Origin of the sequence: Natronorubrum texcoconense, assembly GCF_900100335.1 — an archaeon.
Lineage (GTDB): Archaea > Halobacteriota > Halobacteria > Halobacteriales > Natrialbaceae > Natronorubrum > Natronorubrum texcoconense.
This window is the reverse complement of record NZ_FNFE01000007.1, coordinates 66574-81265: the sequence shown is the minus strand read 5'-3', so window position 1 is coordinate 81265 and position 14692 is coordinate 66574. Positions and strand designations below refer to the sequence as shown.

Below are 14692 nucleotides of genomic sequence, written 5' to 3'. Positions count from 1 at the left end.
CCGATATGAGCAAGAGTACGCGAGTGACGGAAAAAGGACAGGCGACCATCCCGAAGGAACTTCGTGAAAAATACGACCTCGACCCCGGTGACGAGGTCGTCTGGGTGGATACCGACGACGGGATCGTCGTAAAAAAGCGTACGCGAACCGATGCCCGAGGCCTGCTCGTCCCGGACGAGACGCCGAAGGAGAAGCGCGAAGCGATTGGTGAGGAACTCACACAGCGCGTTCGCGACCGGCGCGATCGAAATTACGAGGAAGCTTGACGTGGCGACGCCGACGTACACGGCCGATGCGGTCGCGCTGCTCGTGTATCTGGTCGACGGACTTCCGGAGCGCGCTGATAGCGTGTTCGCACAGGCAGAGGCTGGCGAAGCCGTCATTCAAGCGCCGAGTACGGCGCTCGCCGAAGTGTTGTATGCAGTTTCCCGAGACAAAGACGTTCGTGGAGTACAGTTGACCGGGACGCCCGAGGACGCTCGGCAGGCGCTCGTCGCGAACGGTCCGATAGCTCTTGCTCCAATCGACGATGATGAACTCGTGGAATATGCGTCAGTCGTCGATGCGTTCAGTATTCACGACGCACTGGTCGTCGCGAGTCATTCCGCTCGAGAAACCGACGCCGTGATCACGTCCGACAGAACCATTCAGGACGCTGGAGTCGAGACGATCTGGAAGTGACGCGATCGGTCGCGTTGCGGCGCCAACGCTACGCTTCCTCGAGCGACAGCGTCGCCTCGCAGTCCGGACACTCGAAATCGGCGTCCTCGTCGCTCGAGATGCGCATGTGATCTGCCTCACAGTCCGGACAGCTCACGTCCCTGTCCTCGAGCACGGGAATCCGAGCGATGCGAATATCCTCGGTGTCGCGCGGCGCACCGAGCGCCAGCGCGACGACCCGATCCTCGCCGTCGTTTCGACCGGACTGGAACTCGCCTGGCGCAAAGCGGATCACCTCGTTTTCGGCGACGGTGATATCGGTGGGTTCGATGCCTCTATCTCCAGTGTTCGGAATGACTTCGAACGTCGCCTCGCCCTCGAGGACGACGAACACCTCCTCCTGATCGAAGTGGGCGTGGACGGAGCCGCTGAACCGCTCGCCGGGCTCGAGGACGTAGCGCGTGATCGCGACGTGGTCGGTTCCCAGGGGTTCGGTCAGGGGGCGTCGATCCCCGTGTAACTCGTCGTCGTACGGTTTCGGCTCGAGGTCGCCGATCGCGACGCGGTTCATGGGTGCCGTTCGACGTGTCGGCACAAAGATGCTTCCTCGAAGCGATGCTCTAGTCTGCGAAGCGTTATCACTCCTGCAGGTGTCACTGTGCTATGGCGACGTCACCACGCACCAACCTGCTCCGACGGACGCTCGAGGACGACGCCGTCGCGCTCGGCATCCTCGAGAACACGTACAGCCCTACCCTCGTCGAGTTCTACGGCGAACTCGGTCTCGACTTCGTCTGGATCGACCTCGAGCACGCGGGGCCGAGCCCGTTCGACGGCGACCGACTCGAGGACCTGCTCCGCGCGGCGAACGTGACGGGCACGGAACTGCTCGTTCGACTACCCGAACCCGATCCGGGGATGATTCGGAAGGCGCTGGACGCCGGCGTTCGGACCCTGTTCGTCTCGCGGATCGAGACGGCCGCGGAGGTCCGGCAAGCGGTGGAAGCGTCTCGGTTCGAGTACGACGGCGACCCCGGCAAGCGGGGGTTCGCGAGCCCCCGCGCGAGTCGGTGGGGGACGACCGACGACTACGCCGGCACCGAAGACGACGAGATCGTCGTCGGCGTGACGATCGAGAACCCGACCGCGGTGGCGAACATCGAGGAGATTCTGGCGGTTCCGGAACTCGGGTTCGTCTTCGCCGGCCCGCTCGATCTCGCGGTGTCGCTGGGTCATCCCGGGGAGCCGACCCACGAGGCGGTCGAGGAACAGATTGAGGAGATTCGAGAGGCGGCGCTCGAGGCCGACGTCCCCCTCGGCGGGCTCGGCTTCGGGATGGACGACGTCAACGAGAAGGCGCGGTCGGGGTATCAGCTCCTGAACCTGGGGACCACGACGGGGGCCCTACAGGGCGTGGTGCGTTCGTGGTTCGCCGAGTACGAGGGACTCGAGTAACGTGCGTGCGGTGTTCGTGTTACGCGAGTCGCTCATTCGCGTCACGTGAGCGGGTGGCTCGAGGAGCGACGGATGTCCGGACCGGGGCTGTAGTCGATCGCGGACCGGGGCTGTAGTCGATCGCGGACCGGGGCTGTAGGCGATCGCGGACCGGGGCTGTAGACGATCGCGGACCGGGGCTGTAGTCGCTGGCGAGTCGGCGCTCCGAGGAGCGTCGGTACTGACCGACTCAATCTCAGCGATCGCCGTCGGCTTTCTGGCGCGCCGGCGGCGTCTTCGACATCACCTGTCCCCACTTGTCGCGGTTGTCCGCCACCTGTCGGTAGCCCCACTCGCGAATCTGGCCGTAGTCCTCGAAATTTCGGAGGAAACCGATCGCGTTGCCGACGGGGCCGCCATCGTCGTACCGGCGCAGCGCCTCCTCGATCGACGCGCCACAGGAGTAGCGGGCGTCTTCGGTCAGGAAGTGCGAGCACTCCTCGTACTGTTCCGGCAGTCGCTCTTGCAGGTCGGGGTGGTCCGGCAGATCGCTGAAGCCGACGATCCTGATTTCGGTCCGGTCGTCGAAGTAGTCGGCCCACCACGTACAGAAGCCGCAGTCGTCGTCGTAGACGAGGGTCGGCTCGATCATGGGTCGACGTACGTCTTCGAGACAGTAACGTTTGGCCCGGTTTCGCGTCTCGTGATGAGAGCGCTCGAGCGCCGGAGACGTCGTCTCGAACGGCGGATTCTCGAGTCGGGAGGTGGACTCAAAGGGGACGATCGACCGCGTAGCGCGACGGTCGTCGATTACCCCTTTTCGGGTACATCGACGAGCACGCCCGGATTCATCACGCCCGCGGGGTCGAGGACGCCCTTCACGGCGCGCAGCGACTCGCCGTAGTTCTCGGGGATCTGTTCGGCGTACCACTCCCTGTGATTTCGCCCGACTGCGTGGTGGTGCGTCGGGGACAGGTCGTACTCCATGACGGTGTCGAGCCCGGCGCGTTTGATTCGCTGCCACTGTTCGATCCGACGATCAGGGTCGGCGTCGCCGGGTGCCTGGAAGGTGTAGTAGACGGCCGGCCCGTCCGGATAGACGTGCGAGAAGCGGGTCGAGACGTGTCCCATCCCGCACTCCGCCTCGAGTACCTCGTCGAACGCGGCGAGCATCGCCTCGTGGAACGCGGGGAACCGATCCCAGGTCACCGCGGTCTCGACGGTGCCGCGGACGACGCAGAGCGGAATCGCCGCGTTGCCCGCACCACCCATCTGGAAGGCTCGTCCCCACCGGACCACGTCGCTGTCGGGCGAGCGGTTGCTGCCGTAGCCCTCCCCGTGGTGATCCGGTCCGTCCGGGCAGTCGCCGCCTTCTTCCTCGCAGATCTCGAGGGCGCGCTCGATCGCTCCCTCCGTCGGTCCGTTGGTGGACTCGAACCCGAGGACGACCATGTCGCGATCGACGTCCTCGAGGCCGTACATCGTCGTCTCCACGCGATCGTGGAGGCGACAGTTCGCGGGGTAGAGCTTCGCCTGGACGATCCGCCGGATCGCTTCCGCGGCCTCGAAGATCCCGTCGAAGTAGACCGCGGCCTCCGAACGGTACTCCGGTCGCGGTTCGACCCGCATCCACGCTCGCGTGATCACCCCGAGGCTGCCCTCGGAGCCGCAGACGAGCCGGTTCGCGTCCGGTCCGGCGCCGTGGGCCGGGAGCCGCTGGGTTTCGAACGTACCCGCCGGACAGATCATCCGGACGCTCTCGACGAGTTCGTCGATGTGGGTGTACCTGGTCGCGTAGTGGCCGCCGGATCGCGTCGCGATCCAGCCGCCGAGTCCCGAGAGCTCGTAGGATTGGGGATAGTGCCGGAGGTGGAGTCCGTGGGCCTCGAGTTGGTCGTTGATATCTGGGCCCATAGTCCCGCCTTCGATCAGCGCGGTCCGGGAGGTCTCGTCGACCTCGAGGACGTCGTTTAGCTCTCGGAGGTCGAGCGCCAGCGTGCCCGCGTAGTTCGATCGAACGTCTCCCGCCGGCGGCCCCGTGCCGCCCGCGACGCCCGTCCCGCCGGTGATCGGCGTTACGGCGATTCGCCGGTCGGTGGCCCACTCGAGGACCGCCTCGACGTCCGTCTCAGTCCGCGGCCGGGCGAGGACGTCCGGCGCGGGCGAGAAGTCGCCGTGGAACGCCCGAACGTTCTCCGGCGGGGCCATGCCGTACGTTCGTCTGGCTCGGGCAGCCGGATCCATCGAGCAGACGTCCTCGAGGTGGGCGGGCGGTTCGATCTCCGGCTCGGGGATCGTCGCCTCGGCTATCGGCGTCGGCTCGAGAACGGGCCGCTCCGGGAAGTCGAGAACGGACTCGAGGAACGCCTTCCGATCCCGAAGGCCGTCCTCGTCGATCAGTTCGTTCTCGAAGCCCCATCCCCAGCGGCCTCGCGGCGTCGAACTCACGGGTGGCCCCCGCTCGAGGAATCGGTGGCGCGTCCGTTCGTGCACTGTGGCATGACATCATACGACATGGGAGCACGTCTACGCACGTTGAATTAACTATTGTGCCGCGTTCGGCGGGCCGCTCCCGGCGGTGGGCGGTCTCACTGCGTGTCACTTCATCCCCTCCCCCTCGAGCCCGCAGGCGTTCGGTTCGGGTTCGACGGCACCGTCGACTCGCCAGAACATTATTGGTGTCCGTGACTAATCGAGACCCATGAGTAGCGCGGCGCGGCCGCTTTCGGAACCGCAGGTGCTGGCCCACACGAAGCGGCGGCTCTTTCCGGCCGCGGAAGACGACGGGCCGTCCTACGTGGTGGCGGACACGCAGTTCTCGAAAGACGAGTGGCTCCCCGGCCAGCCCGTTACGCCGGCCGTTCGGGAGTGTCTCGCGCCGTTCAACCACGTCCGAATCGGCGGCGGCTATCCGGATCTCGTCGGCGTCCGCGCCCTCGAGTCGGACCTCCTCGCCGTCGAACGGGTGGGCGACGAGCCGCCGCTGATCGCCATCGAAGCGAAGGGGGAGACGAGTAGCGGCGTCGATACCCAGCTCGGAATCGTCCAGGCTTACGATCGGCTGCACGAGGCCAACGCGGCGTACCTCGCCGCGCCCGCGGCCGCGATCACGGAGACCGATCGGACGCTCGCGCGGGAGCTGAACGTGGGCGTGCTGGGCGTCGATGCGACGGGAAGCGTCGACGCGCTCGAGGTCCCGCGAGTCGTCGGCAATCGGACCTCGAGCGAGGCGACTGCGCTGCGGTTTCAGGCCGGCGCACAGGGCGTCGCGGACAAATCCTTCGGGCTGAACCACCCGAAGAACTACCTCGGCTATCCGCTGGCCCACTACGCGGACGGCGACACGGACGCGTTGCTCTCGGAGTACACGGTCGTCAGCGCCGTCGAGAGCGCCAGACAGGGAGCCGCGTTTCTTGGTTTGGTCGAGGACGAGCCGCGCGGAATCGAACTCACGTCGCTGGGCCAGGAGGTCGTCCGGTTCGCGAACGCCCGCTGTGGCTCCGTCGAGAGCGCGCTCGAGGAGTTCGCGGACTGGTATCGATCGCGAACACGGTTCGTCGATCTCGCACCCGAGTGGGGCCAGCTGGCTCGGCGAGTGGTGTTCGAGTACCCCGCGACGGAGCTACTCGTCACGGAGTTGCAGGTCATGCACGACGACTGGCAGCCGGAACCGTCGCTCGTGGATCTCGTCGAGCACCTGCACGCGGTCCACCCGACCTTTACGGTGGAGCTGTTCGTTCGCGGTGACGACAACGTTCGACGGCGGGTGTTGACCGAAGACGGGGACCTGCGACGCGAGGCGCTCGCGGACGGACACGTCTACCACTCACCGACCGTGTTTCAGCTGAAGGCGATGCTCTACCACGCCGGGATTCTGACCGAGCGCGGACGGGAGCCGAATCGACTCGAGCCGACGGAAGACGTCTGGGCGCTTCGAGAGCCGGTTTGATTCGAGCACCCGCTGCTTATGAGGGTTCTTCGATCGATTCGAACCCGTACCGCTCGCGGTGTGCCGCCAGGAATTTCGCGTGCGGTCGTTCTTCCTCACTAGTCGGCACCGTGATGGTCTCCCCCTCGAGTCGCGAAAACTCCTCGTAGCCCTCGAGGTCCGGTCGATCCGCCACGAGAATTCGATACTCGTCCGATACGGCGAGCCAGCCGGCGTCGAAGGCCCAGTGGTGCAGTCGACAGAGTGCGAGCCCGTTCTGTACGACATCGCGGCCGTCGTCCCGTTTCGGATAGATGTGTGCTGCCTCGATGTCGACGGTTCCCGCGGGTGACTCTCGAGACGTTCCACAGATCGCACAGCGGGAGTCGTAGGCTGATTTGACTCGGCTCGCGAACGCACTCGAGCGCACCCGTCGTTGGGTCTCGGTGAACTCGGCATCGTCGTCGGTCAGCGCCGGTTCCGAGTCTTTACCGCCCATTGTCTCCATCCCACTCGCAGCACCGCCGTCGGTCACCGACGCTGCGAGCGTCTCGAACTCCGCCGGATGGTCGAGTTCCAGCCGCTCCATCGTGAACTGGTAGACCATTCGGTCTTGGTCGTCGTCGAACACGTATCGGGCGTCGACGACAGCGACCAGCCCCTCGTACCGAAGCTCGCTGCTGTCCGCCGGCTGGTAGAAGAAATATATCGGCACGGTCGATCCGTCGGCCTGTCCGAGCAGCGCCTTGTTCGCCCCGGTCGGCGACTGATCGCCCTTCGAGGGGACGCCCTCGCCGATATAGGTGAACCGCTCACCCTCGAGGTCGTCGCCGTACGGGCCGTCCTCTCTCGCTTTCACGATGATGTACGATAGCGCGCCGTCATCGTCCGTTCGCGGACTGATTCCCTTGATGTACGACCCGAAACTCGTGTCGAACGCCGATTCGAGCTCCGTCTGCGAATAGTACTCGCCGCGCTCGAGCGTCGGGCCATCGGACGCGAGTTGTCGAGCCAAGTCGTGTCCGGTCTCCGTCAGCGAGTTCATCCCATCCGAGCGCTCGACGTAGTCAAGACTCTGCAGCCAGCCGCGGTGCTGGGCGGGTCCCGAGGGGTCGTTCCAGCCGATTTCTGGATGGGCGGCTGCGATCGCCTCACCTAACTCCTCGTCCGTTTTCGGGCCGTCGAGCAACGTCTCGAGCGCCGTTTCGAAGCCACGGACGTTCTCCGTGAGCGCCTCGAACAGCACCTTCGGCTCAGTACCGGCCCGCCACTGAATTCCGCGTTCGGTCAATTCCACTTTGTCTTCCTCGAGGACGAGCAGTCCGATCGCCTCGAGAAAGCGGAGTCGATCGCGGATGCCGTCGTCGCTCGTCGCTCGCGTGTTCGATCTCACCCACTCGAAGAGCGCAGCCTCGTCCGGGGTATCGGTGAGAATGTACGTGAAACACCGTTCGAGGACGTCCGCATAGTTTCCTGCGCCGCCGAAGAATCGAACTGCGATTGTGAGTTTCTCCTCCCCCATCTGTAAGTGGTACCATCGATACTATTGTGAAACGAACAGTATAAATTGAGTGGCAGTGAGCGGCTCGAACCGCGTTTCGGTCCGAAACGTGAGACGATCGACGAGATTCGACGTAGTAGCTGTGTCTACTCTCGATAGGGAATAATACCATTAATGATAACTATAAACGAGTGTCTTTTCACGATGTCGTACCAGTAGGACGTATGGTTACACGACGTACTGTCATTGGGGCCTGTTGTGCTGGCGGAGTCGGTGTGGTCGCTGGCTGTGCAGACGAAGGGAACGGTGAGACGACAGCGACGGCGTCGTCCGACAGCGATTCGGATTGCAGAACCGTTACCGAGACCAGAACAGACACGCTGTACGACGAGATACAGTCTATCAACGCCGGCGGGACGCTCACGTGGAATCCCGACCTGGAGCGTGGGGACCAACTGACCATCGACGTTACCGAAATCGACGGTGCACGGCCCGCACTCGAGGTGGAGGATTCGTCCGGAACCATGATCGCTGATATCGGTCCCAGCAGCAACATTCGGCGGACGCTCAGTATCGATGCCGACGACCGTTACTACATCACGCTCGAGAACGAGGCACTGATGACGTCGGGTCAGTGGGATATCGTGCTCACGCTCGAGCGCGAATACGAGGAAGAAGTCTGCAACTAAGGGCGGAACCCGGCTGCAGTCGCGACCGTTCGTTTGTGACGTGGTGAAAGTTCAGCCTATACCGATGGTCCGCTATCCGCAACACCCGACGACCCCGCCGCGCCGATCGTCACCGGCTCGAGCGAGATATCTAACCCCTCCTCGACCTGTTCGACGACGACGGTGTGACTCGCGTACTGAAATTCGAGGCTCGTGAAGCCAGAACTGGACGTACAGAGCGTGTCGAGAACGTCGGGATCGATGGCGTTATAGAGGGGATCGAGCTCGAGTGCGTCGGTGCCGGTTACCTCACTGACGAGGTCGACGACGGCCATACTCGGCTGCTGGTCGTCGTCAGCTGACACCGTCGTCGAGTTGTGAGCGTTCATAACTCATGCTGTCGAGACCGGGAGTAAAGAAAATGACCCAATATTTCGACCCGGGTCGGACAGGCAAAATCACAGTTCGACCCCGTGTAATGTCGCGATCGGTGTCGATCCGGTCGGTTTTGTCGCGTGTCAGTACCTTCTACGCCCGGTTTCGGGATCGGGACGCCGCTACTCCCGTCGCTGCACTTCGTGTCGACCGAAGCCGTATCGGAGTCGGTTCGCCAGCCGCCGCGAGAAGCGGCCGTCGTCGGCCCGCGAGCCGAACCGTTCGGACAGCGCGGTGTAGATCAGTGGGAGGGGCACCTCCTGCTCGAGTCCCTCCTGGACGGTCCACGTCCCCGTCGAGCCGCCCTCGATTCGGTCCGCGACGTCGCCCAGATCGGAGCCCTCCTCGCGGAACGCCTCCTCGCAGAGTTCGAGCAGCCACGAGCGGATCACCGCGCCGTTGTTCCAGACCGACGCCACGTTCTCCAGATCGAGATCGTATCGCCCCTCGTGGAGCAGCTCGAAGCCCTCGCCGTAGGTCTGCATCAGCGCGTACTCGACGCCGTTGTGGACCATCTTCACGTAGTGACCCGAACCCGCGGGTCCCATGCGCTCGTGGCCGTCGGGCCCCGTCGCGACGGCGTCGAAGACGGGCGTCAGTTCGTCGTAGGCCCACTCGGGGCCGCCGACCATCAGCGAGAAGCCGAGGTGTGCGCCCGCGGGACCGCCGGAGGTCCCGCAATCGAGGTAGGCCGCGGGACAGCTCTCGGCTCGCCGAACGGAGTCCTCGAAGTAGGAGTTGCCGCCGTCCACCACGACGTCGTCCGAGTCGAGATGGTCCTCGAGTTCCTCGAGCGTCGCGTCGACGGCCCCGCCCGCGGGGACCATCAGCCAGATGCGCTTGTCCGCGCCGAGCCGGTCGACGAGATCCGCCACCGAGTCGGCCGGCTCGGCACCCGCGTCCGCAGCCGTCGCGACGGCTTCCGGCTCGAGGTCGAAGGCGACGACGTCGTGGCCCGCCTCGAGCGTGCGATCGACGACGATCTGTCCCATACGTCCGAGTCCGATTACGCCCAGTTGCATGGGGTTCACTCGGCGGGGGTGTGAGGTAGTGGTTGTGATTCGTGCTACGCCACTCGATGCTCGAGTTCGGCCGACCCTCCGCTCGAGTGGCGCGTGGGTGATCCATCCGGTCAGCACGCGCTGGCTGTCCGGTCGGTCGGCACGCGCTAGCTATCCGCTCGACCCACACGTGCCGGTCGAGCAGTGCCCACTGTGCAGGTTCGGAACGGCTCAAAAACCAACGATTCGGCGACGGGTAAGCGAGAAAACCGTTCGATCGGACGCTAGGACGGCTAGTGGAGCGGCTCCTCGAGACGCGCCCAGCCGATCGCGTCGAGGACGACGATGCGGTCGTCGTACCGGACGTAGACGCCGTTGTACTCGCAGCCGTTTCCGTCGTGATACGGCAGCGAGCCGCGAACGGCGTCGACGACGGACCAGGCGCCCTCGTGATCGATCGTGAGGTGTTCCCACTCCTCCCGTGCGTCGTTGCGAACCGCGCGGTCGATAGCGCGGCGCGCGCCGGGGATGTCGCCCAGCCGTTGGGAACTGATATCGACGACGGTGGCCCCGCGAGGGACCTCCTCGTGGCCGATGACTCGTGCGCCGAGGTCGGCTTTCGATCGCGACGGGCGGTCGGTCCGCTGGCCCGCGTGTAGCACGTATCCGGCGACTGCAGCGGTTCCGACCGCGAGCACCGACAGCGCCAGTTCTTTGCCCCTGATCATCATGGGAGTACGTTACAGTAACCAACTAAGTATCTTTCGCAAGAATATTTGTTCCTAAGACGTTTCCGGCCGAAAAACCATTCTGTCGCCAGTTTCACGACGGTATTCGACGCGTTCGCGGACGTATGTCGACCGAGAGTGTCTATTACTCGTCGAACGCTCACGCGGCCCGCTGCCGCCGCGAGCGGGCCCCAGGTCGTCAGAGCAGTCGGACGACGTTCGTCGAAATCATGCCCCCGACGACGAGCAACGCGATGGAGACGACCGCCGCCGCGCGGTACATCGGGAGCGCCTTGCTCGCTGGCTCGCGCAGCTTCTTCCCGTTGAGTCCCGCCTCGAGTCGCTTCGCGCCGATCTCGACGAGCGCGGCGAGGACGGCCCAGAGGACGACCATGAGGAGGACGAGTTGGCCGTTCGTCGTCTCGAAGAGGCTCTCGGACGTGTACCGCGTTCCGGCGAGGTGGCCGCCCGAGAGGAGCAAGACGAGCGCGCTCACCCGCGTAATGGTCGTCAGTTTGCCCGAGATGACCTCGAGTGGTTTCGTCGTATTGAAGGCGCCGTCTCGAGCGAGCGGAAGGACGACCAACGCGACGAAACAGACGCTGCCGGCCCAGAGCGCGGCGAAGACGAGATGGGACGCTTGGGCGAGGAACGTATCAACCATACGGAGTTGCTTGGTAAGCGGCAGTATCAGCGTTCCGACTCGCGGCTCCCGTCGTGTCAGCGGCTCCGTACGCCGTCACTCGAGCCAGTCGGGCACCCACGCGACCAGCCGCCGCCGGAGCAACGCGTAGGCCAGCGAGACGGCAATGCCGCCGACCACGACTGCGCTGATCCAGCCGTCGAAGACGATCAGCGCGGGGACGGCGAGCGCGACGGCGAGGGCGGCGTCTTCCGGCGCGCCGTCGTAGCGAATCCAACGCCGCGGCCGGATCCAGCGGCTCCGAACGTGGTCGTAGACGGCGCGTTCGCTCCGGTCGTTCCACGGATCCATCTCCGGCCCGCCGCCGAGCGCGTCGCTGGCGGCGTGGAGCCAGGCGGCGACGGCGAACGTCGCGAGGGCGACCGCAACACTCGAGGGAAACGCGACTGCGAACGCGACGGCCGGAACGGCGAGTGCGACGCCGGCGACGGGAAAGTGCAGCGTTCGCCGGTGGGCGAAGACGAGGTCGAAATCGGGCGCGAGTCCGCCGAGAATCGCCCCCACGGCCAGCGGTACCGCGAACTCGGGAGCCAACGCGGCGACGGGAGCGACGACGGCGAGCCCGGTAAACACGTGGGTAGTCGCCATCATCGCGGTTCGTCCGGACCGACGGCCCCAGGGGTCAAAACGTATGCGAAGCGCGATGGCGTTCGTCACGGAATCTGGTTCTGTCGCCTTCGTCTGACTTCCAGAACGTATCCCGTTGCCGACCCTGTGAGTCCCGTTTCTCGAGTCGACAGGACAGTAGGCTTATGCGTTTTCGGTCGCCGTACCCAGTATGCGACGACGGAGCCTGCTCGGATTGGCAGGGATAGGCGGTGCCGTCTCGATTGCAGGCTGTGGACGGTTGCGGAGGATGGGGCGATCCGTCGACCGCCGATTTCGAATCGGCGACGACGGGTTCGAGTTCGACACGGGCGATGGGTTCGAACCCCTCGACGTCCGCGGCGTCAACCTCGGCATGGGCAAACCGGGCCGATTCCCCGGCGAAGCCGCTATTACCCGCGAGGAGTACGATCGCTGGCTCGAGGCTATCGGCGAACTGAACGCGACCGCGATTCGAGTCTACACCATCCATCCGCCGGCGTTCTACGAGGCCCTTGCCGCGTACAACCGCCGCGCGGACGATCCCCTCTATCTGCTTCACGGAAACTGGATCGGCGAACAGCGACTCCACGACGCCGGCGACGCGTTCCGGCTCTCGGACGAACTCGCGGACGGCCTTCGAACGGTCGTCGACGTCGTTCACGGCGCGGCGACGCTCCCCGACCGGCCGGGGCTGGCTCACGGAACGTTCGATACCGACGTCAGCAACTACGTGCTGGGCTACATCGCCGGTATCGAGTGGCCGCCTGCGGTCGTCCTCGAGACGAACGACCGAAACGAACCCGGCAAGTACGAGGGGACGTACCTCCGGTCGACGACCGAACGGCCGTTCGAGCGCTGGCTCGCCGGTGGATTGGATGCCACCGTCGCCTACGAAACCGCGGAGTACGGGGTCCAGCGGCCGGTTACGTTCACCAACTGGGTGACGACCGATCCGCTCGAGCACCCCTACGAGCCGTTCCCGATGGAAGACGCGGTCACGATCGATCCCGACGCGCTGGTCCCGACGTCCGACTTCGAGGCGGGAACGTTCGCGGCCTACCACGTCTACCCCTACTATCCCGACCTGTTGAACGAGACCCCGAAGTACGTCGACTACGTCGATCACCGCGGCGATCCGAACAGCTACGCTGGTTACCTCGACGACCTCGTCGAGACGACCGAGCATCCGCTAGTGGTCGCCGAGTTCGGCGTGCCCGCCTCTCGAGGGATCGCTCACCGAGACGTTCACGGGCGCGATCAGGGTGCCCACACCGAACGGGAACAGGGCCGAATCGTCGCCGACATGTACGAAGATATTCGAGCGGTCGGCGCGGCTGGCGCGCTCGTCTTTACCTGGCAAGACGAGTGGTTCAAACGGACCTGGAACCTCCAGCAGTTCTCCGATCCCGACCGGCGGCCGTTCTGGTCGAACGTCCAGACGCCCGAGCAGCGGTTCGGTCTCCTGGCGTTCGATCCGGCGACTGCCGTCTCCCTCGACGGCTCGAGCGACGACTGGGTGGACGCGACGACGCTCACTCCCGCCGACTCGCCGCGGCGACTCGACGACGGCGCGGACGCGTCCCGCGAACTCACTGCGGTCCGGGTCACGAGCGACGAGGCATATCTCTCCATCCGACTCGAGTTCGCCGACCTCGGGTCGGCTATCGACTGGGAGGAAACGACCGTCCTCGTCGCCCTCGGGCTCACTGGCCGCGGAAATACGACGCTCCCCCACGGAACCGCGGCCCGCACGGCGCCGATGGACTTCCTCGTCCGGTTGGCTGGCCCGGACGACTCCCGGGTAACCGTCGACGCGTACTACGACGCGTTCGCGGCCCGCTATGGGGAAGAAGCGGGACTCGACGTGGACGCCTACCGCGAGCACGATAGCGGTCGGTTCACGCCGATTCGGATGGTTCTCAACCGCGGGTACACGGTTCCGCCGACCGGGAAGGAAGTCCCCTTCGACGCCGTCGAAACCGGCCGCCTCCGGTTCGGAAACGGCAACCCCGACGCTCCTGACTCCGACTCGCTCACCGACGTTCACGTCTCGCCGTCGACGAACGCGATCGAGCTTCGACTTCCCTGGCTCCTGCTCAACGTCTCTGATCCGAGCCAGCGGCGGCGACTCGGCGACGTCTGGGCGGAATCGCTCGAGACCGACGCGTCGTTTCGAGAGATTTCGGTCGCCGCGACGACCTACCGGCCGCGCGAGGACGGGACTGCGACGTCGATCGACGGCGAAACGAACCTCACCCACGCCGTTCCGGGACTCGAGGGCGACCGGCTCCGTTCGGGCGCGTACGAGCCGCCGACATGGACCGAACCGGCGTACACGGAGCGGCTGAAACGCGGCTACGAGACCGTCCAGGCGGCGTTCGACCCAGACGCGTAAAAACAAAACCGTCGGTGATCGACTACTCGAGGTTCTCGCGCTGATAGCTGCCGTCGTAGACGTCCTCGTGGTTCGCTTCGGCGAAGACGAGCTGGGCGATCCGTGCGCCGCGCTCGATCTCGACGTCGTGGTGGACCTGCAACAGGCCCTCGCCGCGGCCCTCGTAGCCGGCGTCCCAGACGGCCGTGTTCAGCATGCACGAGTTACGCATCAGCGACGAGCGGGGGTAGACGAAGCCGATGTGGCCCTCGGGGATCGCGATTCGCTCGCCGTAGCGGGCGACGTAGGCTCCTTCCGGGAGATAGTAGGTGTCGGGATCTTTCTTCTCGAGTTCCTCGAGCGGACGGGCGATGCGGTCGCCGACCTCTTTCCCGTCCCGGCCGATGCGACCCGGTTCGAGCTGTTCGAAGACGACGTCGAGCGTCAGGTCGACGCCGTTGGGCTGGATCTGATCGTCGGACGTCGGCGAGATATGGTCGGCGACGAATGCACCGGAGCGGAACATGTGCTGACAACGCCACGGAACCGAGAAAAGCGTATCCGTTCGGGAGCAGGGGGCGGATACACAGGCGGGCTGTGCAACCGAGCGTGGGACTGTACTCGTGTCGGCTGTCGGGACTCGAGCGAATCGATCGAACACGAGTACGAGCG

Annotated in this window: 16 protein-coding genes; 6 read left to right on the top strand and 10 right to left on the bottom strand. The window is 65.2% G+C overall.

Annotation, left to right across the window (positions count from 1 at the left end):
• Positions 1–5: 5 nt before the first annotated feature.
• Complete coding sequence (locus BLT08_RS18470; RefSeq protein WP_090310919.1) at positions 6–266, top strand: AbrB/MazE/SpoVT family DNA-binding domain-containing protein; 261 nt, start codon at positions 6–8, stop codon at positions 264–266.
• Between the two features lies 1 nt (position 267).
• Complete coding sequence (locus BLT08_RS18465; RefSeq protein WP_090310916.1) at positions 268–681, top strand: PIN domain-containing protein; 414 nt, start codon at positions 268–270, stop codon at positions 679–681.
• A 28-nt stretch (positions 682–709) separates the two neighbouring features.
• Here the strand turns inward: BLT08_RS18465 and BLT08_RS18460 are convergent, their stop codons facing one another.
• A complete protein-coding gene (locus tag BLT08_RS18460; protein WP_090310913.1) occupies positions 710–1231 on the bottom strand; it encodes a cupin domain-containing protein in 522 nt (173 codons plus the stop codon).
• A gap of 92 nt (positions 1232–1323) precedes the next feature.
• On the opposite strand from BLT08_RS18460, the gene BLT08_RS18455 reads away from it, so the two are divergent.
• On the top strand, positions 1324–2115 hold the full coding sequence (locus BLT08_RS18455; protein WP_090310911.1) for an HpcH/HpaI aldolase family protein: 792 nt from the start codon (positions 1324–1326) through the stop codon (positions 2113–2115).
• 235 nt (positions 2116–2350) lie between these two features.
• On the opposite strand, the gene BLT08_RS18450 is transcribed toward BLT08_RS18455, so the two are convergent.
• A complete protein-coding gene (locus tag BLT08_RS18450; protein WP_090310908.1) occupies positions 2351–2746 on the bottom strand; it encodes a thiol-disulfide oxidoreductase DCC family protein in 396 nt (131 codons plus the stop codon).
• Positions 2747–2904: 158 nt separating this feature from the next.
• On the bottom strand, positions 2905–4587 hold the full coding sequence (locus tag BLT08_RS18445; RefSeq protein WP_245724275.1) for an FAD-binding oxidoreductase: 1683 nt from the start codon (positions 4585–4587) through the stop codon (positions 2905–2907).
• A 208-nt stretch (positions 4588–4795) separates the two neighbouring features.
• On the opposite strand from BLT08_RS18445, the gene BLT08_RS18440 reads away from it, so the two are divergent.
• Positions 4796–6043: a hypothetical protein gene (locus tag BLT08_RS18440; protein WP_090310906.1), complete on the top strand. Its 1248-nt coding sequence runs from the start codon at positions 4796–4798 to the stop codon at positions 6041–6043.
• 16 nt (positions 6044–6059) lie between these two features.
• On the opposite strand, the gene BLT08_RS18435 is transcribed toward BLT08_RS18440, so the two are convergent.
• A complete protein-coding gene (locus BLT08_RS18435; protein WP_090310905.1) occupies positions 6060–7544 on the bottom strand; it encodes an HNH endonuclease in 1485 nt (494 codons plus the stop codon).
• A gap of 254 nt (positions 7545–7798) precedes the next feature.
• On the opposite strand from BLT08_RS18435, the gene BLT08_RS18430 reads away from it, so the two are divergent.
• Positions 7799–8212 (top strand): hypothetical protein, encoded by a 414-nt coding sequence (locus BLT08_RS18430; protein WP_090310904.1) that lies wholly within the window; start codon positions 7799–7801, stop codon positions 8210–8212.
• A gap of 56 nt (positions 8213–8268) precedes the next feature.
• Here the strand turns inward: BLT08_RS18430 and BLT08_RS18425 are convergent, their stop codons facing one another.
• From BLT08_RS18425 to BLT08_RS18405, 5 genes are all read right to left on the bottom strand, one after another.
• Entirely contained in the window at positions 8269–8580 is a 312-nt protein-coding gene (locus BLT08_RS18425; protein ID WP_175529378.1) for a HalOD1 output domain-containing protein, read from the bottom strand.
• 168 nt (positions 8581–8748) lie between these two features.
• Complete coding sequence (gene gnd, locus BLT08_RS18420) at positions 8749–9648, bottom strand: phosphogluconate dehydrogenase (NAD(+)-dependent, decarboxylating) (RefSeq protein ID WP_090310902.1); 900 nt, start codon at positions 9646–9648, stop codon at positions 8749–8751.
• Between the two features lie 272 nt (positions 9649–9920).
• A complete protein-coding gene (locus BLT08_RS18415; RefSeq protein ID WP_090310901.1) occupies positions 9921–10358 on the bottom strand; it encodes a hypothetical protein in 438 nt (145 codons plus the stop codon).
• 196 nt (positions 10359–10554) lie between these two features.
• Positions 10555–11019: a CopD family protein gene (locus tag BLT08_RS18410; protein WP_090310899.1), complete on the bottom strand. Its 465-nt coding sequence runs from the start codon at positions 11017–11019 to the stop codon at positions 10555–10557.
• Between the two features lie 75 nt (positions 11020–11094).
• Complete coding sequence (locus BLT08_RS18405; RefSeq protein WP_090310897.1) at positions 11095–11649, bottom strand: hypothetical protein; 555 nt, start codon at positions 11647–11649, stop codon at positions 11095–11097.
• Positions 11650–11836: 187 nt separating this feature from the next.
• On the opposite strand from BLT08_RS18405, the gene BLT08_RS18400 reads away from it, so the two are divergent.
• The gene (locus BLT08_RS18400) at positions 11837–14041 is read left to right on the top strand and encodes a hypothetical protein (RefSeq protein ID WP_217636387.1); all 2205 of its coding nucleotides are present in this window, start codon (positions 11837–11839) and stop codon (positions 14039–14041) included.
• Positions 14042–14063: 22 nt separating this feature from the next.
• Here the strand turns inward: BLT08_RS18400 and BLT08_RS18395 are convergent, their stop codons facing one another.
• Positions 14064–14546 carry a deoxyuridine 5'-triphosphate nucleotidohydrolase gene (locus tag BLT08_RS18395; RefSeq protein WP_090310895.1) on the bottom strand — a complete coding sequence of 161 codons (483 nt, stop codon included), beginning with the start codon at positions 14544–14546 and terminating at the stop codon, positions 14064–14066.
• Positions 14547–14692 lie beyond the last annotated feature (146 nt).

Bases quoted from the DNA above. Each gene is read 5' to 3' on its own strand.
- BLT08_RS18470 (WP_090310919.1), top strand. From the start codon at position 6: ATGAGCAAGAGTACGCGAGTGACGGAAAAAGGACAGGCGACCATCCCG.
- BLT08_RS18460 (WP_090310913.1), bottom strand. From the start codon at position 1,231: ATGAACCGCGTCGCGATCGGCGACCTCGAGCCGAAACCGTACGACGAC.
- BLT08_RS18455 (WP_090310911.1), top strand. From the start codon at position 1,324: ATGGCGACGTCACCACGCACCAACCTGCTCCGACGGACGCTCGAGGAC.
- BLT08_RS18450 (WP_090310908.1), bottom strand. From the start codon at position 2,746: ATGATCGAGCCGACCCTCGTCTACGACGACGACTGCGGCTTCTGTACG.
- BLT08_RS18440 (WP_090310906.1), top strand. From the start codon at position 4,796: ATGAGTAGCGCGGCGCGGCCGCTTTCGGAACCGCAGGTGCTGGCCCAC.
- BLT08_RS18435 (WP_090310905.1), bottom strand. From the start codon at position 7,544: ATGGGGGAGGAGAAACTCACAATCGCAGTTCGATTCTTCGGCGGCGCA.
- BLT08_RS18425 (WP_175529378.1), bottom strand. From the start codon at position 8,580: ATGAACGCTCACAACTCGACGACGGTGTCAGCTGACGACGACCAGCAG.
- gnd (WP_090310902.1), bottom strand. From the start codon at position 9,648: ATGCAACTGGGCGTAATCGGACTCGGACGTATGGGACAGATCGTCGTC.
- BLT08_RS18415 (WP_090310901.1), bottom strand. From the start codon at position 10,358: ATGATGATCAGGGGCAAAGAACTGGCGCTGTCGGTGCTCGCGGTCGGA.
- BLT08_RS18410 (WP_090310899.1), bottom strand. From the start codon at position 11,019: ATGGTTGATACGTTCCTCGCCCAAGCGTCCCATCTCGTCTTCGCCGCG.
- BLT08_RS18405 (WP_090310897.1), bottom strand. From the start codon at position 11,649: ATGATGGCGACTACCCACGTGTTTACCGGGCTCGCCGTCGTCGCTCCC.
- BLT08_RS18400 (WP_217636387.1), top strand. From the start codon at position 11,837: ATGCGACGACGGAGCCTGCTCGGATTGGCAGGGATAGGCGGTGCCGTC.
- BLT08_RS18395 (WP_090310895.1), bottom strand. From the start codon at position 14,546: ATGTTCCGCTCCGGTGCATTCGTCGCCGACCATATCTCGCCGACGTCC.